We start from the raw sequence: 18,892 nt of genomic DNA, 5'->3' as shown, positions 1-18,892 counted from the left end.
GCGCGCCCCTGCGGGGTGCCGACGCCGCTGCGGGCCGCCGGAGCCGCCGGGGGACGGTCTGCGTCGTCTTCGGCGCGATCATTCACGGGTTTCCTCCCTCGTGCTTCTCGCCGCGCAGCACCCGCCGCACCGCCAGGGCGATGCCCACCGGCACGTAGCCGGCCACGGCGGCGGCAACGACCGCCGCGGCCAGCCGCACCGCCTCGGGCAGTATCTGGGCGACGGCGATCAGCAGGCAGCCGTTGGCCGTCACCACCCGCCAGGCGGCGGCCCGGTCCAGGATGGCGTTGGTGGCGCGGGCGGCGGCCGGGCCCCCACCCAGCATGACCGGGGTGAGGTAGCTCAGCGCGGCGGCCACAATCTGCAGCGCAAATCCGGCGCCCAGGGACACGCGAACGGTGTGGATGACCTCGCGGGCGGCGGCGACGTCGTCGGCCAGGACGATACCGGTGCCGATGTAGCCCACGCAGGCCAGCAGCCAGCCCACCGACGCCGCCGCACTCATGGTGGCGAAGGAGGTAGGCGGCACGCGCCGGGCCGTCACCGCGGCGGGCAGGACCACGGCGGCGGCACCGATCAGGTACACGACCACGCCGATTCCCGCCGCCATACGCCACAGGCCCGCGCAGGCGGTTATGGCGACGCCCGCCACGAGGAGTGGCAGTCCCCGGGTCGCCCAGCGGGCGGCGGTCGGCTCCATGCGGGTGCGCAGCATGGTCGGCCACAGCACGGTGAGCGTGCCCAGCACGGTGATGCCGACGAAGCCGAGCAGCATGGTGGTGGTGTGGGCGAGGTAGTAGGTGTCGGCGAGGGCGGCGGCACCGCGCCGGTCGGCCCAGGAGGTGAGGTAGCCCAGGACCGCGCCGATTCCCAACAGGCTCAGTGCGGCCAGGTAATGAAAGACCAGGGGCGCCATCCTGGGTGCCAGGGCGCGGCGGTATTGGACGCCGATCGCAGCCACGCCCAACAGCGCGCAAGCGAGCACCACCGTCACCCCGGCCAGGGTGACGGCGGGACGCCCGGCGGTGATGCCGACCAGCACCGCGATGGCACCGAGACTGTGGACATACAGGCGCACGTCCAGCAGCCCGGCGCCGCCGAGCGCGGGACGGTGCAGCAGGGTATCGGCGAAGTGGGCCGACCAGATGGTGATCGCCGAACCGATGCCGCCGAGCAGCAGGGCGTGCAGCGGCAGCCAGGTGCCCCAGGCCGCCAGCGGCCCGCCGATGACGCCGATCGCGAGCGCAGCCGCGGCCACCAGCCAGACCAGCACCACCGCATTGCGGCGGACCTGGGTGCGGCGACGGCGATGAGGCCGGGGTGTGCGGGCTCGCCCGGAGGAGCACCGCCCGGCGGCCCGGCCGACCACCATCTTGTTTTTCACGCCAAACACCGTAATAAAATGTGTCGGCCAACGGCAACCGAACCAGTACGACGTGGCTGCGCCCGGTTGCATCACACCGAGCCGGCGTACCACGGCACCGCTGAAACTTATCAGGAGGCAATATGAGCGAGGACCCGAAGCTCATTCCGATCCAGGAGACCCATTCCCACCATGCCTGTGGCTGCGGTGAGGCGGACACCGAACGCCTGACCCTGGACGTGCGACCGATCCCCCACCGCCTGCGCCATCCGGCAGTGCTCGGCGCGGTGTCCTCACTCGGTATCGGCGAGAGCTTCGATCTGGTCGCCCCGCATGTGCCCACGCCGCTGCTGGCACAGATCGACCAGCTGCCGATGTCCATCCGGCACACGCTGTTGGAGGCCGCGGACGGCTTCGCCCGCGTGGAGATCGTGCGCGTCGGCTGAGTACCATCGCCGCATGAGCGCGCAGGCCATCACCGTCGTGCCCACGGCGGTCCCCGAGCAGCTGGTGGACCGCTTCGGGCGCACCGTGCGGGACCTCAGAATATCGGTGACCGACCGCTGCAACCTGCGCTGTACCTACTGCATGCCGGCGCAGGGCCTTGCCTGGCTGCCCGGCCCGCAGTTGTTGACAGTTGCAGAAATCGCCCGCCTCGCACGCTTGGCTGTTGAGCGGCTGGGTATGGAGCGGATCCGACTCACCGGTGGTGAGCCGTTGCTGCGTCGGGACCTGGAGCAGATCGTTGCCGCCCTGTCCACGCTGCGCACCCGCATCGGCACTAAGCCGGACATCGGCTTGACCACCAACGGTCTGGGGCTGGACAAGCGGGCAGCCGCGCTACGCGCCGCAGGCCTGGACCGCGTCAACATCTCCATCGACGCCCTAGACCCCCAAAACTACGCCGCCCTGACGCGCCGCGACCGCCTGCAGGACGTACTGCGCGGCGTCGCCGGAGCACAGGCGGCGGGATTGGACCCCATCAAGGTCAACGCCGTCGCCGTACCCGAGGGCCTCAGCGAACGTGCGCCACGGCTCGCCGCGGAGTGCCTGCGTCGCGGCTGGCAACTGCGCTTCATCGAGCACATGCCACTGGGGCCGCGCGGCACCTGGCGGGCGGGCGACGTCGTCGGCGCCGACAAGGTATTGACGGTGCTGCGGCGGGCGGGCTTCGAGCTGGCGCCCGTGGGCCGGCCGGACCGACGTCCGGCCGCGCTGTGGGACGTGGCCGCAGGCAGGGGCCCGGACGGGGCGGACTACCCGGCCGGACGAATCGGGGTGATCGCCTCGGTGACCGCGCCCTTCTGCGCCGACTGCGACCGCACCCGGCTGACGGCCGACGGGCGGCTGCTGACCTGCCTGTTCTCGGCCACAGACACCGATCTGCGCAGCCCCATGCGCGCCGGTGCCGCCGATGAGGAGATAATGCGCATCTGGGCGGAGGCCACCTGGAGCAAGCCCCGCGCACACGGCGCAGACGATTTGCAGGCGCCCTCAGATTTCACCGCCCCGGCTCGGACCATGTCCGCCATCGGCGGCTGATCCGCCCAGCATCACGCGCATCACGGGCCAACAATGATGCTCCTATGGTTGTCAAACATTGGGCAAAGCGGTTGGTACCGCGCGCCTTCATCGGAGCAGAGCGCATATTTCCAATCTCACGAACATTCGTCAGGGCTGTAAGGATCGTTTGTCCCGAATCTGCTCACATTTCCATAGTTATACAGTCGCCCCCTGGGCGCCCCGAGGTTGCCGTCGATTCGCACGGCAGCCAACAGTTCACGAGACAACGAGGAGAAAAGCTTGCACTTGCCCGACCTTCACACGCACGCAGCCGGCACCATTGCCATTGACGTGCACTACTTCGCCGCCGCCGCGCAGGCCGCGGGCCACACCGAGGAGCGGCTGGAACTGCCCGTGGGCACGACCCTGGCGGGGTTGCGGGAGCTACTGGCCGGACGAGGGCTGGAGTTGGCCAAGATCATCGGCGTGTCCAGCTACCTGGTCAACTCGCTGTCCACTCCGGCCGACTCGCTGGCCGAGCTGCACGACCGCGACCGGGTCGACATCCTTCCGCCTTTTGCGGGCGGCTGATCCCGCCGAAACCCGCCCATGACTCAGGGCGTGTTCGACCAGACGCGCGAGCCATCCGCGAGGATCTGCTGCTTCCAGACGGGCAAACGTGCCTTGATCTCTTCAACGATGTCGCTCACCGCTGCAAAAGCGGCAGCGCGGTGGTCTGCGCTCACCGCCACCGCCAGCGCCGTCTCGCCCACGCCCAGTTCACCCACGCGGTGGGCGACCGCGAGTGCACGCAATCCATCCCTCGAGGCAATCCGGGCCGCGATCTGGCCGATCACCTCGCTCGCGCTGGGGTGGGCCGAGTAGCTGATGCCGCTTACCCCGCGCCCGTCGTCGTGGTTGCGTACCCTGCCGTCGAAGGTGGCGACGGCGCCGGCCGCCGGATCCGCAACGGCGACGGCGAGCCGAGCGGTATCGAGCGAGGCGGAGGTGACTTCGGCGCGCACAATCCGGGCCGTGGAGGGGGTGCAGGCACCGGTGACGTCTATGCGCTCGGGGGTCGGATTCGTCTGGGTCATTGTCATTTCCTCCTAACACCTACTGTTCCGGCCGCTCCGTACCCGCACGGTCGACGCCGCTGCGGCCCGCCCCCGGGAGGGTACACGCCCAGGACTTGGACTGCGCGGTCGCGCAACCAGAGCTGGGGCCACCGAAGATGTCGGGGCATGATGAACCGGAAAGTAGCCGCCGTGGCCTACCGTAGTAACTCCGCCGTCAACGTAAGCGCATGACAAGGACTCCGCGATGACCTTCCCCATGCTTCCGCCCGAGGAGTACCTCGACCGGGTGCTGAGCACGCTGACACCACTGGATGCACTTGAGGTTCCGCTGGAGCAGGCACACGGCCTGGTGCTGGCCGAGGATGTGCGGGCCACCGTGCCGGTACCGCCCTGGACGAACTCCGCCATGGACGGATACGCCGTACGCGCTGCGGACGTAGCCGGCGCGCGCACAGCCCCGGTCACACTGCCGGTAGCGGGCGACGTGCCGGCGGGGGCGAGGCCGATGCGGCTGGCCGCGGGCACGGCGCAGCGGATCATGACCGGCGCCATGCTGCCCGCGGGCGCCGACGCCGTGGTCAGGGTGGAGGACACCGACCAGTCTCCGGGCGCGCTCCCGCTGCCGGAGCAGGTGGAGGTACGCGCCGCCGTCGAACCGGGCGCCAATGTGCGCCACGCGGGTGAGGACGTCGCCGTGGGTCAGGTTGTACTGCGGGCGGGAACGGCGCTGAAGGCCACCGCCGTGTCGGCCGTCGCCTCCGTGGGCCGCTCGGCGGTGCGGGCAGTGCCCCGACCGCGCGTGGCCGTTGTGATCACCGGCGCGGAGTTGGCAGATGCGGGGCGGGAACTGGCCGCCGGCACCATCCCGGACTCCAACGGCCCGCTGCTGTCGGGGCTGGTGGCCGAGCACGGGGCACGGCTGACCGCTGTCATCCACAGCGCCGACACGCCGTCGGCGCTGGCCGAGGCCCTACGCGCGGCCGCCGCCGACGCCGATCTGGTCGTTTCCTCCGGGGGTGTCTCGGTGGGCGCCTACGATCCTTTCGCCATACTGGCCGCCGCCCGCGGACAGGCGGAGGGACCGGCCGGGAATGACATCGACCTGGCAACCGCCAAGGTCGCGATGCAGCCCGGCAAGCCGCAGGGTTACGGGTCCGTTCGGACCGGAGACGGGCGGCGGGTGCCGGTCCTCGGCCTGCCCGGAAATCCGGTGAGCGTACTCGTGTCCTTCACTACGATCGTCGCTCCGGCCCTGGCCCGCCTGTCCGGCCACGACGCCGCCGAGCCGGGCGCACCCCGGGATGGCGGAACACGGGCGACGGCGCGGGCCGCCGTCCGCTGGCGCAGCCCACGGGGACGCCGCCAACATGTGCCGGTGCGCTTCGTCGCCCCGCCGGAACCAGTGCCAGCCGGGTCGCCACCGGGCACCGTCTGGGTGGCGCCGTCACACCGGCTGGGGTCCGGATCTCACCTGGTCGCCTCGCTGCCTGCGGCACAGGCGCTCGCGGTGGTCGAGGCCGATGTCGACGCCGTCGATGTAGGCGACCCGGTCCAGCTGCTCGCGCTGTCGGCTCCCGCCGCCCCGGTGCCGGGCTCGGTCTGGTAGCAGACCGTCCAAGCCCCAAATCGCCCGCTTCCCACCCCGAGGAGACTTATGCGCCTGTTCCACCGTAAACCCGCCCCTGCCCGGGACGAAACAGCCGCGGACGGCCCCGAGCCCGGAGCACCCGAGGACTCCTTCACGCCTGCTGGACCGCCCTCCGGCCATTCCCTCCGCCTGGCTCATCTAGATGAGTCCGGGGCCGCGCACATGGTGGACGTGTCCGCCAAGCACCCCACTGTTCGCACGGCCACCGCAAGCGCCTTCGTGGCCTGCTCCCCGACGATCGTCGCAGCTCTGCGCGAGAACGCCGTCCCTAAGGGCGATGCGCTCGCGGTGGCGCGCATCGCCGGGATCGCCGCAGCCAAGCGCGTGCCGGACTTGCTGCCGCTGGCACACGTAATCGGAGTGCACGCCTGCAGCGTGGACCTGCGCATCGAAGCGGGTGGCGTCCGCATCGAGACGACTGTGCGCACCGCCGACCGCACCGGCGTAGAGATGGAGGCGCTGACGGCGGCTACGGTCGCGGGCCTGGCGTTGGTGGACATGGTCAAGGGCGTGGACCGGGGCGTGGCCCTGCGCGAGGCAAAGGTGACGTCCAAGTCAGGCGGAAGCTCCGGCGACTGGGTGCGTCCGGAAGACGACTCCGGCGCGGACGATGCTTGGCGGACTCGTGCTTGATGGGCACTGTTTCGGCGTACTCTCCGGAGTGCGGGGGCGTGGCGATGAGCACCGCTGAGAGCACCGTCGCGAACTGCGCGAGCGGCCGGTCGGGCGGAGCCCGCCGACTCGACGTCATCGTGCTCGCCGGCGGAACCGCGCGACGCCTGGGTGGGGCGTCGAAGCCGGACGTACTGGTTAGCGGCGTCCGCCTGCTCGATCACGTGCTGAGCGGCATTGAGCACGTGCGCGCTCAACTGCCGCCCGGCCGGGTGGTTGTGGTGGCGCCGCCTACCGTCGCGGTTCCGGCCGGAGTGCTGCAGACCCTAGAGGATCCGCCGTTGGGAGGGCCGGTGGCGGGGATCGCGGCCGGGCTGGTGCGGCTGGCAGCCGCCGAAAAGGTGCCGACACCAGGGCCGGTCGGATCGACGGGCGACATGAGCGGCGGACGCCTGACCGCCGTCGTAACCTGCGATGCCCCGGAGTCGTGGCGGCTCCTGCCGGAGTTGACGAAAGCGCTGGAGGGGCGTGTGGGCGGCGACGGCGCCTGCATCGTCGACGGCGATCATGTGCAGTACCTACTGGGCGTGTACCGGACCGCCGTGTTGGCCGCGGCGGTAGCCCCGGGAGGCGTGGGACTGCGGGATGTGGCGGTGCGGCGAGTACTGAACGGGCTGGATCTGGTTCGCGTAGACCTCGCCGGGCGGGGAGAGACGCTCTCCGGTGCCGCCCACGATCTGGACACCTGGGAGGACATCCGCACCTACTCCCGCCGAGATCGGTAGAACTTACGTACCGAAGTCGGTAGAACTTACGTACCGAGGTCGGTAGATATGGTTCAAGCCCGGGCGCTCCAGCGCATGGCTCAGGCGTGTGTCTGTGAACGCTCTCGCTTGGTTCGCAGGCCAGTGACCGGCCTCCCCTCACATGCCGTCCGGGGCAGCAACGCGCGCAACATCTCTAGCGCCCGCTCAGAATCAACTACATCATCCGGCGAGAAATGTGCAATCTCGAAGCCATTCTCCACGAAGAGCTCATCGCGCGCAGATTGTTTTGCTTCTACGGTATCTGCGTCGTGCACGTATTTGATAAGACCATCTACTTCGGCCGCCCTGCGCAGGTTCAACCAGCCAAGGTCTGCGTAGCAGGTTTTGAACGCAGTACGTAGGGGCATTTGCGGCGTTGGTGTGGTAATACCATTGACCAGGCAGATTCGGCGCAGTTCCGTCTCATACGGGGACTGGCTCCAGGGGGTTGCGGCCTCGATGACGGCGCGAGCGCGTCGCACCCCACGCTCTCCTCTCCGCTTACTCAACCTCGCCAGGACTCGCGCGCGTGACCGCCGCCAACTGGTTAATCTCGGCAGCACGGTCCCAAGGACGATCGAAGTCGTCGGGGCCGGAGCGTTCAACTCCGCCATGGGGCAGCGCCCCAGTGGCCACTGCGAAAAGCGAGTCAACGGCAACCAATGCGGCGTCAGGCTCCAAGTAGCGGGCACAGTCCTCGATAGTGCGTTCAATTCCGGTGACGCGCAGTCCGCCGATGACGACGATGTCCTGATCTGGTACCGGGAAATGGTGGCGGATCACGGGGCGTCGCGCGAGTGCACGACGGCGGTCGCGCGGCCCCAGGTCCCGACTGGGCGGGCGCATCGGGTCGCGCCGTGTCGGAGGCCGCTGCAAACCCGCCGGCCGATAACGGACCGCCAAATGCAGCGACTTGGGTGTGCGCCAGGTCATGCCTCCGTGAAGAAGGACGGCGCTCTCCAGCACAACTATCCCTTCGAGTGCGTCAGCTCGAAACGCTTCAAGCATTGCACTGTGCACGGCTGCGCGTTGTTCCCAGGCGTCGGCGTCGCATGAGACGTGCACATAGACGTCCCGACGTACCTGAGTGAGTCGCCCTGAGTCGACTCCGTCTTCCAGCAGGCTGCGTCCCACGGTGGAGCGCCGCACCAGCGCCGGAGGAATCACGCTTGGTAGCTTGTGGGGAAATAACTCGTTATCCATGGGGACAGCGTGCAGGAGCCAGCCTGATCGACGCTGGCGGCCTGTGGATGCGAATGCGCAGCGCTGTGTTGAACACGACCTGTGGACGACGGCGAGGATGTGGGACGGCGTATCAACCGACCTCGGCACGTAACATCAACCGACCTCGGCGTGTAAGTTCTACCGACCTCGGCACGTAACATCAACCGACCTCGGCATGTAAGTTCTACCGACCTCGGCGGAGGCGGTGAGGCGGGTTCAGTGGTCACCGCCACCTAGCTGTTCGAGCACGTGCGGCACCAGAGGCCCCACCACGGCGATGGTGTCCTTGACGCCACCACGTGAGCCGGGGGCGTTGACCACGAGCACGCCATCGGCGTCGCGGCTGGTGACCCCCACCAGCCCGCGCGACAGACTCGACAGCGGGGTCTGAGTCAGCCCGTAGGCGCGGATCTGCGCCTCAATACCCTCAAGTCGCACCGCCAACAGGGGCGCGGTGCCCTCGGGGGTCAGATCCCGCGGCGTGACTCCGGTACCACCGGTGGTGAGCACCACCCGCGCCCCGGCCGATACCGCCTCCTGGATTGCGCCGCGCACGGACTCGACGCCGTCGGGCACCACCTTCACGGCGTCGACGATGACGTCGTGCTCGGCCAGCAGCCGCGCCGCCAGCGGCCCGGAGACGTCCTCACGCTCGCCGCTCACGCAGCGGTCGGACACGGTGATGACTGCGCCCTTGACCGGCTCGGGCAGGGGATGGAGTCCCTTCTGACGCACGGGTGCCGTCTCCGGAGCGGCGGAGGGACGGTGCGATTTCGGCTGGCTCATGTCGACCACGGTAGTCGGCTCCGGCGGCATGGCCAGCCCGACCAGCGCTTACTGTCCGCCGCCGGCCACACCCCCGCCATGCCTATTAGCTCACATTCACCTTTCTTATTACGGATCGCACCGGGAAAAATCCGTGCAACTTTCCCGCACAATCACACCGAATATGCCCCCTCCGCCGGGAAGCCCAGACGCCAGGGCATCATTGCCGAATCACCCCACGGGGAGGTCACCCGACGGACAGCGATATCGGCTCGCCCCGGTGAACTCACGGTTACACGCCCACTACTTCCCAGGAGTCATAACAACATGAGTCAGCTCGACACCTCCGGACGCGTCTTGACCGGTTGGAACCCGGAGGAGCCGGACAGCTGGTCGGCGTCGATCGCCTGGCGCACGCTGGCCATCACCACCTTCTCCCTCATGCTCGGATTCACGGTGTGGTTTCTGCCCAGCGCCGTCGCTCCGCGGCTGAACGAGATCGGCTTCGAACTGACGAAGAACCAGATCTACTGGATCACCTCCATGCCGGGCCTGTCCTGTGCGGCACTGCGGCTGATCTACATGTTCCTGCCCGCCACCATCGGCTCGCGCAAGATGATCGGCTGGTCCTCCCTGCTATACATCCTGCCCATGCTCGGCTGGTTCTTCGCCGTCCAGAATCCCGCCACCTCATTCGGCACCCTGCTGGCGCTGTCCTTCACCTGCGGCATCGGTGCCGCCACCTTCTCCGGCTACATGCCCTCCACCGGCTTCTTCTTCCCCAAGCGCCTGTCCGGCACGGCCCTCGGCCTGCAGGGCGGATTGGGCAACATGGGCATGAGCGTGATCCAGCTGGCCGCGCCATTCCTGATGAGCACGAGCCTGTTCGGGCTCACCTGGGTGGCCCCCCACACCGACGGCGCCCCCAGGGTCTTCAACGCCACCGTCTTCTTCCTGCCGTGGTCCCTGATCGCGGCCGCCCTGGCCTTCGCCTACATCAAGGACGTGCCGGTCAAGGCCAATATCCGCCAGCAGCTGGACATCTTCGGCAACATCGACACCTGGCTGATGACGGTCCTGTACATCATGACCTTCGGCATCTTCTCCGGCTTCGCCGCCCAGACCGCCAACATCATCAACAACAACTACGGCGCCTCCTCCCCACTGGCCCAGACGCTGGCCGCAGCCGACCTGCCCAAGGGCGCCTCCTACGCCTTCATCGGCACCCTGCTGGGCTCCTTCCTGCGCTTCGCCTGGGGTCCTCTGTGCGACCGCTTCGGCGGCGCCATTTGGACCTTCGTGTCCGCAGTCGGCATGGCCGTCACCATGACCTTCTGCGGCTGGCAGGTCGCCACTGCCGACGACGCCGGCGACTTCCGCGTATTCATGATCGGCCTGTTGGCCATGTTCTTCTTCGCCGGGGTGGGCAATGCCTCCACCTTCAAGCAGATGCCCATGATCATGCCCAAGCGTCAGGCCGGCGGAGCCATTGGCTTCACGGCCGCCGTCGCCTCGCTCGGCCCGTTTTTGGTCGGTATCGCTCTGACCCTGATGCCCACTTACACGTTCTTCTACGGCTGCGCCGCCTTCTGCGTGCTGTGCGCCGTCATCTGCTGGATCCGCTACGCCGGCCCGTCCGCCAAGCGGCCCGGCTGATATCCCCCGACGACGGCGGCGTCGGACGTACCTTCCGCGCCCCGGCGCCACACGCCGCCCCAACCCCACACCGCTTCTACACACCGTCCACACCCGTCAAGGAACCGTGATGAGCACAGCCGCCACCCCGATCGTTCCCGGACCCGACGCCAGGGTCGAAAACGCCCCGGGACTGTTCACCCTGGGCTCCTACCTGCGCCGGGGTGAGGCCTCCGCCGACGCCCGCCGACTGTTTCTCGAGGGCGGCCGCGACGCCGACACCTTCTACCGGCACCGGTGGAGCCACGACAAGATGGTCCACTCCACCCACGGCGTGAACTGCACCGGCTCCTGCGCCTGGGAGGTGTACGTCACCGACGGCGTGATCACTTGGGAGAAGCAGATAACCGACTACCCCACCACCGGGCCGGACATGCCCGAGTACGAGCCCCGCGGCTGCCCGCGCGGCGCCGCCTTCTCCTGGTACACATACTCCCCCACGCGCATCCGCTACCCGTATGTGCGCAGCGTGCTGCTGGACGCATTCCGCGCCGCCCGCCAGCGGCACGACGGCGACGCCGTCGCCGCCTGGGCGGAGGTCACCGGGGACCCGGCCACCTCCCGCGCCTACAAGTCCGCGCGCGGCCGCGGCGGGATGGTGCGCGTCGGCTGGGACGAGGCGATGGACCTCATCGCCGCCGCCTACGTACACACCATCCGCACCTGGGGGCCGGACCGCTGCGCCGGGTTCTCCGTCATCCCGGCGATGTCGATGCTCTCCTATGGGGCGGGCGCCCGCTTCCACGAACTCATTGGCGGCACCATGCTGTCCTTCTACGACTGGTACGCGGACCTACCGCCGGCCTCCCCGCAGGTGTTCGGCGACCAGACCGACGTGCCCGAGGCCGGCGACTGGTACAACGCCCAGTACTTGATCATGTGGGGCTCGAACCTGCCGCTGACCCGCACCCCGGACGCCCACTTCATGACCGAGGCCCGCTACCACGGACAGAAGGTGGTGGCCGTCTCCCCCGACTACGCCGACAACACCAAGTTCGCGGACCAGTGGCTGCGAGTTGCCCCCGGCACCGACGGCGCCCTGGGCATGGCCATGGGGCACGTGATCCTGTCCGAGTTCCACGTCGGACGGCGCGAGCCCTTCTTCCTGGACTACATGCGCCGTCACACCGACGCCCCGTTCCTGGTGGAGCTGGTCCCCTCCCCCGACGGCTCGGGAACGGTGCCGGGCCGCTTCGTCACCGCCGACGGCGTGGCCGGGGTGGCGGACGACCTTCCCCGCGGCGAGTTCCGGCCCCTGGTGTGGGACCGCGAGCGCGGCCCCGCCGATCCCGGCGGCACGCTCGCCGATCGCTTCACCCCCGAGGGCGAGGGCAAGTGGAACCTGCTCATGGAGGGCGTGGACCCGATCATGTCCATCGCCGAGCTCACCGACGACGGCGCAGCGGACTCGTCCTCCCCGGCCGACACCGCGTCGGCGCGCGTCGTCGTCGAGCCCATAGAGATCCTGCTGCCCCGCTTCGACCTGCCCGGTTCCCAGACGCCCACCGGGTCCGTCGGCGGGGGCGTGATCCGGCGGGGCGTGCCCGCGACCCGCCTTCCCGACGGGCGCCTGGTCACCACCGTCTACGACCTGTTGCTGGCCAACTACGCGGTGTCCCGCCCCGGGCTGCCCGGACAGTGGCCCGCCGACTACCACGACGCCACCGTCCCGGGCACGCCCGCCTGGGCCGCGGAGCTCACCGGTGTGCCCGGGCCCGCCACGATCCGGGTGGCGCGCGACTTCGCCGTCAACGCCATCGAGTCCGGCGGCCGCTCCCAGATCGTCATGGGTGCCGGAATCAACCACTACTACCATGCCGACGAGATCTACCGGACCCTGCTGGCACTGACCTCCATGTGCGCCACCCAGGGCGTGAACGGCGGCGGCTGGGCACACTACGTCGGCCAGGAGAAGGTCCGCCCCATCGCCGGCTGGTCCCAGTTCGCCTTCGCCCTGGACTGGCACCGGCCCGCCCGCCAGATGATCTCCACCGGCTTCTGGTACCTGACCACCGACCAGTGGCGCTACGACGATACTCCGGCCGACCGGCTGGCCTCCCCGCTGGGCGCCGGCACCCTGGCGGGCAAGACCTCCTCCGACACGCTGGTGGAGGCGATGCGGCGCGGCTGGACGCCCTCCTACCCGACCTTCGACCGCAACCCGCTGCTGCTGGGGCAGCAGGCCGCCGCCGCGGGCATGGACCCCAAGGACTACGTCGTCGACCAGCTGACCCGGGGCGAGTTGCGTTTCGCCTGCGAGGACCCGGATGCACCGGAGAACTTCCCCCGCATCCTGGCCTCCTGGCGCACCAACCTGCTCGGCTCCTCCGCCAAGGGCACCGAGTTCTTCCTGCGGCACATGGTCGGCTCCGGCGGAGACGTCAACGCGGCCGAGACCCCCGCCGACCGTCGCCCGGCCTCCATGACCTGGCGGGAGGAGGCGCCCCAGGGCAAGCTCGACCTGATGTGGACGGCGGACTTCCGCAACACCTCCACCACGCTGCACTCCGACGTCGTGCTGCCGGCTGCCACCTGGTATGAGAAGTACGACCTGTCCACCACTGACATGCACCCCTTCATCCACTCCTTCAACATGGCGATCGACCCGCCGTGGGAGGCGCGCAGCGACTTCGACATCTACCAGCAGCTGGCCGAGCTGGTCAGCGCCTGGGCGCCCAAATACTTGGGCACCCAGACCGACGTCGTCGCCGCCCCGCTCACCCACGACACCCCGGACGCCATGACCATGCCGCACGGGGATGTCTCCGCCCTGCCGCAGGCGTGGGTGCCGGGAGTGACCATGCCCAAGCTGGTACCGATCGAGCGCGACTACACCCAGATCCGCAACAAGTTCGACGCCGTCGGCCCCCTGGTGGAGTCCCCCGGCATCCCCATCAAGGGCATCATGCTGCACCCGGAGCGGGAGATGGAGCGGCTGCGCCGCGCCCACGGCACCGGCGTCGGCGCGGCGACGGGCCGTCCGCTGATCGACACCCCCATCCGAGCCGGCGACGCCGTCATGCACATGTCCGGCGCCACCAACGGACACCTGGCCACCCAGGGCTGGCAGACCCTGTCCCGGCGCACCGGCACTCCCCTGGTGGAGCTGAGCGAGGAAGAGGCCGGCAAGCAGGTTACCTTCGCCGACACCCAGCTCAGGCCCCAGCCGGTGATCACCACCCCGGAGTGGTCCGGCTCGGAGCACGGGGGCAGGCGCTACTCGGCCTTCGTGGTCAATGTGGAGCACGCCAAGCCGTGGCACACGCTCACCGGCCGCATGCACTACTACCTGGACCACGACTGGATGCGGGACATGGGCGAGTCGCTGCCAACCTTCCGCCCGCCGCTGGACTTCGCCGCCCTGTACGGGGAGACCGCCCCCGGGCAGGTGGGCACCGCCCCCGACGGCGCCGTGCAGGTGGCGGTGCGCTACCTGACGGTCCACAACAAGTGGGCGATTCACTCCCAGTACTACGACAACCTGCACATGCTCACCCTGGGCCGGGGCGGCCAGACGATCTGGATGAGCCCCGCAGACGCGGACAAGATCGGCGTACAGGACAACGAGTGGGTCGAGGCCTACAACCGCAACGGGATCGTGGCCGCCCGGGCGGTCGTCTCCCACCGCATCCCCGAGGGCACCGTGTTCATGCATCACGCCCAGGAGCGCACCATGAACACGCCGCTGACCGAGGCCTCCGGGCGCCGCGGCGGCACCCACAACTCGCTGACCCGCATCGTGCTCAAGCCCAGCCACTTCGCGGGCGGCTACGCCCAACTGTCCTACGCCTTCAACTACATCGGCCCCACCGGCAACAACCGCGACGAGGTGACACTCATTCGTCGTCGCACCAACCAGGAGGTGACCTTCTGATGAAGGTGATGGCCCAGATCGCCATGGTGATGAACCTGGACAAGTGCATCGGCTGCCACACGTGCTCGGTCACCTGCAAGCAGGCGTGGACCAACCGCGAGGGCACCGAGTACATGTGGTTCAACAACGTCGAGACCCGCCCCGGCGTCGGCTACCCCAAGGGCTGGGAGGACCAGGACCGCTGGCGCGGCGGCTGGGAGCGCACCGCCGGCGGAAGGCTGCGGCCGCGCTCCGGCGGGAGGCTGCGCCGCCTCGCACAGATATTCGCCAACCCGGACATGCCGGGCGTTGAGGACTACTACGAGCCGTGGACCTACGAGTACGACCGGCTGCTGTCCGCCCCGAAGGACTCCCCCAACATCCCGGTGGCGCGGGCCAAGAGCCAACTGACCGGCGAGTACATGCCCACCATCCAGTGGGGCCCCAACTGGGACGATGACCTGGGCGGCTCCCCCCAGACTCTCACCGAGGACCCGATCGTAGCGGGCATGAGCCGGAGGATCGCCGCCGAGATCGACCAGACCTTCATGTTCTACCTGCCGCGCATCTGCGAGCACTGCCTGAACCCGACCTGCGTGTCCGCCTGTCCCTCCGGCGCCATGTACAAGCGCAGCGAGGACGGCATCGTGCTGGTGGATCAGGACGCCTGCCGCGGCTGGCGCATGTGCGTGTCCGCCTGCCCGTATAAGAAGGTTTACTTCAACCACACCACCGGCAAGGCCGAGAAGTGCACCCTGTGCTACCCGCGCCTGGAGGCCGGCCAGCCCACCGTCTGCTCGGAGACCTGCGTGGGGCGCCTGCGCTACCTGGGGGTGCTGCTGTACGACGCCGACCGGGTCTCCCAGGCGGCCGCCGTCGCCGACCCGCAGGACCTGTACGCGGCGCAGCGGGAGATCCTGCTGGACCCCCATGACCCGGAGGTGGTGCGGGCGGCCCGCCAGGCGGGTGTGCCCGCCTCGTGGGTGCAGGCCGCCCAGAACTCCCCCGTGTGGGACCTGATCTCCACCTACCGCGTGGCGCTGCCGCTGCACCCGGAGTACCGCACCATGCCGATGGTCTGGTACATCCCGCCGCTGTCGCCGGTGGTGGACGAGGTAGCCGCCGCGGGCCTGGATGGGGAGGACCACCGGGTGCTGCTTACCGCCGTGTCCGAGATGCGCATCCCGCTGGAGTACCTGGCGGGCCTGTTCACCGCCGGGGACACCGACGCCGTGGAGCTGGTGCTGCGGCGGCTGGCGGCCATGCGCTCCCACATGCGAGAGGTTCGGCTCGGACGTGAGGCCGACCCGGCCATCGCCGCCGCCGTCGGCATGAGTGGAGCACAGTTGGAGGACATGTACCGGTTGTTGGCGATCGCCAAGTACGACGACCGCTATGTCATCCCCACCGCCAGCCCGGAGGTGCCGCGCGGCATGACCGCCATGGGCGAGGACGTGCGCACCCTGCTGGGTGAGGGCGCTCCGGCCGCCTGCGGCTCCGCCGTCGGCCAGGGCACGGAAGGGCCGGTGTCGCTGCCGCTGCCGACCGTGCGCCGTGAACCGATGCCGACGGCGGGCCCCGGCGTCGGAGTGGGCGTAGCCGGCCACGTCGGGGGCCGCTGATATGGATGCGAAGACGGGCGCAGGCATGGGTCCGCCGGCAACCGCCCCGGCGGATATCGATGCCGCCGGGCGGGCGATCGTCCATATGAGCGCCTCGCTGCTGCTCGACTACCCGGCCGAGGACCTCTTCAGCGAGCGGCTCGACGCCGTCGCCGCGGCTCTGGCCACCTGCCCCGCGCTGCCCAAGGCGGCTGCCCGGCCTCTGGCGGAGTTCGTGGCGCAGGCACGGGCGCAGGGCACGCGCGCCCTGGCCGAGCACTATGTGGAGGTCTTCGACCGGCGGCGCCGCTGTTGCCTGTACCTGAGCTACTACGCCGTCGGCGACACCCGCTACCGGGGTGCCGCTCTGGTCACCTTCAAGCAGGCCCTGGCCGCGGTCGGCTACGAGCTGGACCGCGACGAGCTGCCCGACTACCTGCCAGTGGTGCTGGAGTTGAGTGCCCGCAGCGGTGATGAGGTCGCCGATGTGCTGCTGTCCTCCCACCGGGACGGCCTGGAGGTGCTGCGCCGGGCCCTGACCGACGCCGCCTCCCCGTACGCCCGCCTGCTCGACGCCGTCGTCGCCACCCTGCCGCCGGTGGATGACGCCACCGCCGAGCGGGTGCGGGCCCTGGTAGCGGCCGGCCCGCCCACTGAGACGGTGGGGGTCACCGACACGCTGCCATTCCCGAGCATGCCGCCCGCGGCAACGGTTGGCCTACCGCTGCACCACGAGCCTGTTCACGCCGCCCGCACCGTACCGCCGTCATCCTCCGGCCCATCGGCGCCTCCCCCCGGATTCACTCCCACCAGTAACCAGGAGCAGTCATGAACACCTTCGAGTCGGCGGTTTTGTGGACCGCCCTGCCCTATGTGTCCTTCATCCTGCTGGTGGCGGGACTGATATGGCGCTACCGCAATGACCAGTTCGGGTGGACCAGCCGGTCCTCGCAGTGGCAGGAGTCAGCGATCCTGCGCTGGGCCTCTCCCCTGTTCCACTTCGGGATTCTGCTGGTTGCGCTCGGCCATTTCATGGGATTGGTGATTCCCAAGAGCTGGACCGAGGCGGCCGGTATCCCCGAGCACGTGTACCACCTCATGGCGGTGATTCCCGGATCGTTGGCCGGGGTGATGACGCTCGTGGGGCTCGCGGCGCTGCTCTATCGGCGCATCGTGGTGAAATCGGTGCGCCTGGCCACCACCACCAATGACAAGATCATGTACGTGTTGCTGGTGGTGCCCGTGTGTCTGGGCGCGTGGGCGACGTTGTCAACGCAGCTGCTGGGCGGCGCCGACGGGGGCTACGACTACCGGGAGACGATAAGCCCCTGGTTCCGTTCGATCTTCGCCCTGCACCCGAGCCCGGAGCTGATGGCGGACGTGCCCATGGTGTTCAAGCTGCACATTGTGGCGGGGCTGCTGCTGTTCGCCATCTGGCCCTTCACCCGACTCGTCCACGTGGTCTCCGCACCGGTGGGGTATGTGACTCGGCCCTACGTGGTCTACCGCTCCCGCCCGGGCGTCACTTCCACCGTACCGCCGCGACGCGGCTGGCGGCCGGTGCACACCCAGGGCACCGGCAACCAGGGCACGGACGACCTCACCCCTTCCCAGGGCGCCTAGCCAAACATCCACACCACTCCCCGTCCCCTCACCGATCTCGGCGAGGGGACGGAGAGGCATCGGGCGCCGGTAGCCTGGCCCGTGGAGCCCTAGCTCGACAACGCACCTGCGCTGCCGGGCCGCGGAAACTCCCGGGGGGCCGATCCGGCGTCGCCCACGCGCGCACGCCCCGGCCTCGCAAACGCCCACGATTCGAAAGGAACGCCCGCCATGCACCCATCACGTCGCAGAACCTCGGCCTTGCCCACGCGCCGCACCGCTCTGAGCGCCGCCGCGCTCGTCGCTGCCCTGGCGCTTGCGGCCTGCGGCGCCGCCGATTCGTCGTCCTCCGACACGGCTCTGCCCGGCTCCACCGCAACCAGCGCGGGCGTTTCTGGCCAGGTCGTCGTCTTCGCGGCCGCCTCCCTCCAGGACGCCTTCGAGGATCTCGCCGAGGACTTCCAGAAGGCCAACCCAGACGTCTCCGTCACCTTCGACTTCCAGGGCTCGCAGGATCTGGTAGCCGCCCTGTCCGAGGGCGCGGCCGCCGACGTTCTCGCCACCGCCAACAACTCCACCATGAATGACGCCGCCGCCCAGTCACTGGTCGAGGACCAGACGGAGTTCGCCACCAACGTGCTCACCCTCATCGTCCCGGCCGGCAACCCCGCCGGCGTCACTGGCCTCGACGACGGCACCCTGGACGGAGCCGACCTGGTCATCTGCGCCCCGGAGGTGCCCTGCGGCGAGGCCACCCAAACACTTGCCACCCAACTCGACGTTACGCTGACACCGGTTTCCGAGGAACAGAAGGTCACCGACGTACGCGGCAAGGTGGAGTCGGGCGAGGCCGACGCCGGCATCGTCTACACCACCGACGCCACCGATGCGGGCAACGCCGTCGAGGTCATCGCCCTGCCCGACAACGACGTCGTCAACCACTATCCGATCGCGCTCACGCGGGGAGCCACGAACCCCGATGCCGCCCAGGCCTTCATCGACCTGGCCCTGTCCGACGCCGGGCAGGCGATTCTGGCCGAGTACGGCTTCGGCGCCCCGGCAGGCAAGTGACCCGCCCCAGATCCGCCTCCCGCCCCCGGACTGTGCGGGAGGCGGCCTCCACCGTATTGGCCGGAGTACC

Annotated in this window: 17 protein-coding genes; 12 read left to right on the top strand and 5 right to left on the bottom strand. The window is 69.4% G+C overall.

Features of this window, described 5'->3' with window-relative positions; genetic code table 11:
• Positions 1 to 82: 82 nt before the first annotated feature.
• Positions 83 to 1,384 carry a hypothetical protein gene (locus tag BN1056_RS01140; RefSeq protein ID WP_210578410.1) on the bottom strand — a complete coding sequence of 434 codons (1,302 nt, stop codon included), beginning with the start codon at positions 1,382 to 1,384 and terminating at the stop codon, positions 83 to 85.
• 122 nt (positions 1,385 to 1,506) lie between these two features.
• Between BN1056_RS01140 and BN1056_RS01135 the strand changes: the two genes are divergently transcribed.
• The 3 genes from BN1056_RS01135 (at position 1,507) to BN1056_RS01125 (ending at position 3,457) form a co-directional block, all read left to right on the top strand.
• Entirely contained in the window at positions 1,507 to 1,809 is a 303-nt protein-coding gene (locus tag BN1056_RS01135) for a DUF2249 domain-containing protein (RefSeq protein ID WP_210578408.1), read from the top strand.
• Positions 1,810 to 1,822: 13 nt separating this feature from the next.
• Positions 1,823 to 2,905 (top strand): GTP 3',8-cyclase MoaA, encoded by a 1,083-nt coding sequence (moaA, locus tag BN1056_RS01130; protein WP_210578406.1) that lies wholly within the window; start codon positions 1,823 to 1,825, stop codon positions 2,903 to 2,905.
• 261 nt (positions 2,906 to 3,166) lie between these two features.
• Entirely contained in the window at positions 3,167 to 3,457 is a 291-nt protein-coding gene (locus tag BN1056_RS01125; protein ID WP_244671433.1) for a MoaD/ThiS family protein, read from the top strand.
• Between the two features lie 23 nt (positions 3,458 to 3,480).
• On the opposite strand, the gene BN1056_RS01120 is transcribed toward BN1056_RS01125, so the two are convergent.
• On the bottom strand, positions 3,481 to 3,963 hold the full coding sequence (locus BN1056_RS01120) for a molybdenum cofactor biosynthesis protein MoaE (RefSeq protein WP_210578404.1): 483 nt from the start codon (positions 3,961 to 3,963) through the stop codon (positions 3,481 to 3,483).
• Between the two features lie 226 nt (positions 3,964 to 4,189).
• Between BN1056_RS01120 and BN1056_RS01115 the strand changes: the two genes are divergently transcribed.
• The 3 genes from BN1056_RS01115 to mobA all read left to right on the top strand — a co-directional run bounded on the left by BN1056_RS01115 (position 4,190) and on the right by mobA (position 6,990).
• On the top strand, positions 4,190 to 5,551 hold the full coding sequence (locus BN1056_RS01115; protein ID WP_210578402.1) for a molybdopterin molybdotransferase MoeA: 1,362 nt from the start codon (positions 4,190 to 4,192) through the stop codon (positions 5,549 to 5,551).
• Between the two features lie 171 nt (positions 5,552 to 5,722).
• Positions 5,723 to 6,226 carry a cyclic pyranopterin monophosphate synthase MoaC gene (moaC, locus tag BN1056_RS01110; protein WP_273100686.1) on the top strand — a complete coding sequence of 168 codons (504 nt, stop codon included), beginning with the start codon at positions 5,723 to 5,725 and terminating at the stop codon, positions 6,224 to 6,226.
• A 44-nt stretch (positions 6,227 to 6,270) separates the two neighbouring features.
• Positions 6,271 to 6,990: a molybdenum cofactor guanylyltransferase gene (gene mobA / locus BN1056_RS01105; RefSeq protein WP_244671432.1), complete on the top strand. Its 720-nt coding sequence runs from the start codon at positions 6,271 to 6,273 to the stop codon at positions 6,988 to 6,990.
• Positions 6,991 to 7,070: 80 nt separating this feature from the next.
• Here mobA and BN1056_RS01100 read toward each other — a convergent pair whose 3' ends face one another.
• The 3 genes from BN1056_RS01100 to BN1056_RS01090 form a co-directional block, all read right to left on the bottom strand.
• Positions 7,071 to 7,493, bottom strand: a complete 423-nt coding sequence (locus BN1056_RS01100) for a hypothetical protein (RefSeq protein ID WP_210578397.1) — start codon at positions 7,491 to 7,493, stop codon at positions 7,071 to 7,073.
• Between the two features lie 19 nt (positions 7,494 to 7,512).
• Complete coding sequence (locus BN1056_RS01095; RefSeq protein ID WP_210578395.1) at positions 7,513 to 8,214, bottom strand: hypothetical protein; 702 nt, start codon at positions 8,212 to 8,214, stop codon at positions 7,513 to 7,515.
• A 237-nt stretch (positions 8,215 to 8,451) separates the two neighbouring features.
• Entirely contained in the window at positions 8,452 to 9,021 is a 570-nt protein-coding gene (locus tag BN1056_RS01090; RefSeq protein WP_210578393.1) for a MogA/MoaB family molybdenum cofactor biosynthesis protein, read from the bottom strand.
• 306 nt (positions 9,022 to 9,327) lie between these two features.
• Between BN1056_RS01090 and BN1056_RS01085 the strand changes: the two genes are divergently transcribed.
• The 6 genes from BN1056_RS01085 (at position 9,328) to modA (ending at position 18,822) form a co-directional block, all read left to right on the top strand.
• Complete coding sequence (locus tag BN1056_RS01085) at positions 9,328 to 10,656, top strand: MFS transporter (RefSeq protein WP_210578391.1); 1,329 nt, start codon at positions 9,328 to 9,330, stop codon at positions 10,654 to 10,656.
• Positions 10,657 to 10,765: 109 nt separating this feature from the next.
• The gene (locus tag BN1056_RS01080; protein ID WP_210578389.1) at positions 10,766 to 14,569 is read left to right on the top strand and encodes a nitrate reductase subunit alpha; all 3,804 of its coding nucleotides are present in this window, start codon (positions 10,766 to 10,768) and stop codon (positions 14,567 to 14,569) included.
• A complete protein-coding gene (gene narH / locus BN1056_RS01075) occupies positions 14,569 to 16,170 on the top strand; it encodes a nitrate reductase subunit beta (RefSeq protein ID WP_210578387.1) in 1,602 nt (533 codons plus the stop codon). The genes BN1056_RS01080 and narH overlap by 1 nt, the downstream gene beginning before the upstream one ends.
• Positions 16,171 to 16,195: 25 nt before the next feature.
• Positions 16,196 to 16,981, top strand: a complete 786-nt coding sequence (narJ, locus tag BN1056_RS01070) for a nitrate reductase molybdenum cofactor assembly chaperone (RefSeq protein ID WP_244671431.1) — start codon at positions 16,196 to 16,198, stop codon at positions 16,979 to 16,981.
• Positions 16,978 to 17,772 (top strand): respiratory nitrate reductase subunit gamma, encoded by a 795-nt coding sequence (gene narI, locus BN1056_RS01065; RefSeq protein ID WP_210578383.1) that lies wholly within the window; start codon positions 16,978 to 16,980, stop codon positions 17,770 to 17,772. The genes narJ and narI overlap by 4 nt, the downstream gene beginning before the upstream one ends.
• Positions 17,773 to 17,982: 210 nt before the next feature.
• On the top strand, positions 17,983 to 18,822 hold the full coding sequence (gene modA / locus BN1056_RS01060; RefSeq protein WP_210578381.1) for a molybdate ABC transporter substrate-binding protein: 840 nt from the start codon (positions 17,983 to 17,985) through the stop codon (positions 18,820 to 18,822).
• Positions 18,823 to 18,892: the final 70 nt, after the last annotated feature.

Origin of the sequence: Actinomyces succiniciruminis, assembly GCF_900002405.1 — a bacterium.
Lineage (GTDB): Bacteria > Actinomycetota > Actinomycetes > Actinomycetales > Actinomycetaceae > Actinomyces > Actinomyces succiniciruminis.
This window is presented reverse-complemented; position numbering and strand designations above follow the sequence as displayed.

What these genes read in the sequence shown, in the direction of transcription:
- BN1056_RS01135 (WP_210578408.1), top strand. Translation starts at nt 1,507, where the DNA reads ATGAGCGAGGACCCGAAGCTCATTCCGATCCAGGAGACCCATTCCCAC.
- moaA (WP_210578406.1), top strand. Translation starts at nt 1,823, where the DNA reads ATGAGCGCGCAGGCCATCACCGTCGTGCCCACGGCGGTCCCCGAGCAG.
- BN1056_RS01120 (WP_210578404.1), bottom strand. Translation starts at nt 3,963, where the DNA reads ATGACCCAGACGAATCCGACCCCCGAGCGCATAGACGTCACCGGTGCC.
- BN1056_RS01115 (WP_210578402.1), top strand. Translation starts at nt 4,190, where the DNA reads ATGACCTTCCCCATGCTTCCGCCCGAGGAGTACCTCGACCGGGTGCTG.
- mobA (WP_244671432.1), top strand. Translation starts at nt 6,271, where the DNA reads ATGAGCACCGCTGAGAGCACCGTCGCGAACTGCGCGAGCGGCCGGTCG.
- BN1056_RS01095 (WP_210578395.1), bottom strand. Translation starts at nt 8,214, where the DNA reads ATGGATAACGAGTTATTTCCCCACAAGCTACCAAGCGTGATTCCTCCG.
- BN1056_RS01090 (WP_210578393.1), bottom strand. Translation starts at nt 9,021, where the DNA reads ATGAGCCAGCCGAAATCGCACCGTCCCTCCGCCGCTCCGGAGACGGCA.
- BN1056_RS01085 (WP_210578391.1), top strand. Translation starts at nt 9,328, where the DNA reads ATGAGTCAGCTCGACACCTCCGGACGCGTCTTGACCGGTTGGAACCCG.
- BN1056_RS01080 (WP_210578389.1), top strand. Translation starts at nt 10,766, where the DNA reads ATGAGCACAGCCGCCACCCCGATCGTTCCCGGACCCGACGCCAGGGTC.
- narH (WP_210578387.1), top strand. Translation starts at nt 14,569, where the DNA reads ATGAAGGTGATGGCCCAGATCGCCATGGTGATGAACCTGGACAAGTGC.
- narJ (WP_244671431.1), top strand. Translation starts at nt 16,196, where the DNA reads ATGGGTCCGCCGGCAACCGCCCCGGCGGATATCGATGCCGCCGGGCGG.
- narI (WP_210578383.1), top strand. Translation starts at nt 16,978, where the DNA reads ATGAACACCTTCGAGTCGGCGGTTTTGTGGACCGCCCTGCCCTATGTG.
- modA (WP_210578381.1), top strand. Translation starts at nt 17,983, where the DNA reads ATGCACCCATCACGTCGCAGAACCTCGGCCTTGCCCACGCGCCGCACC.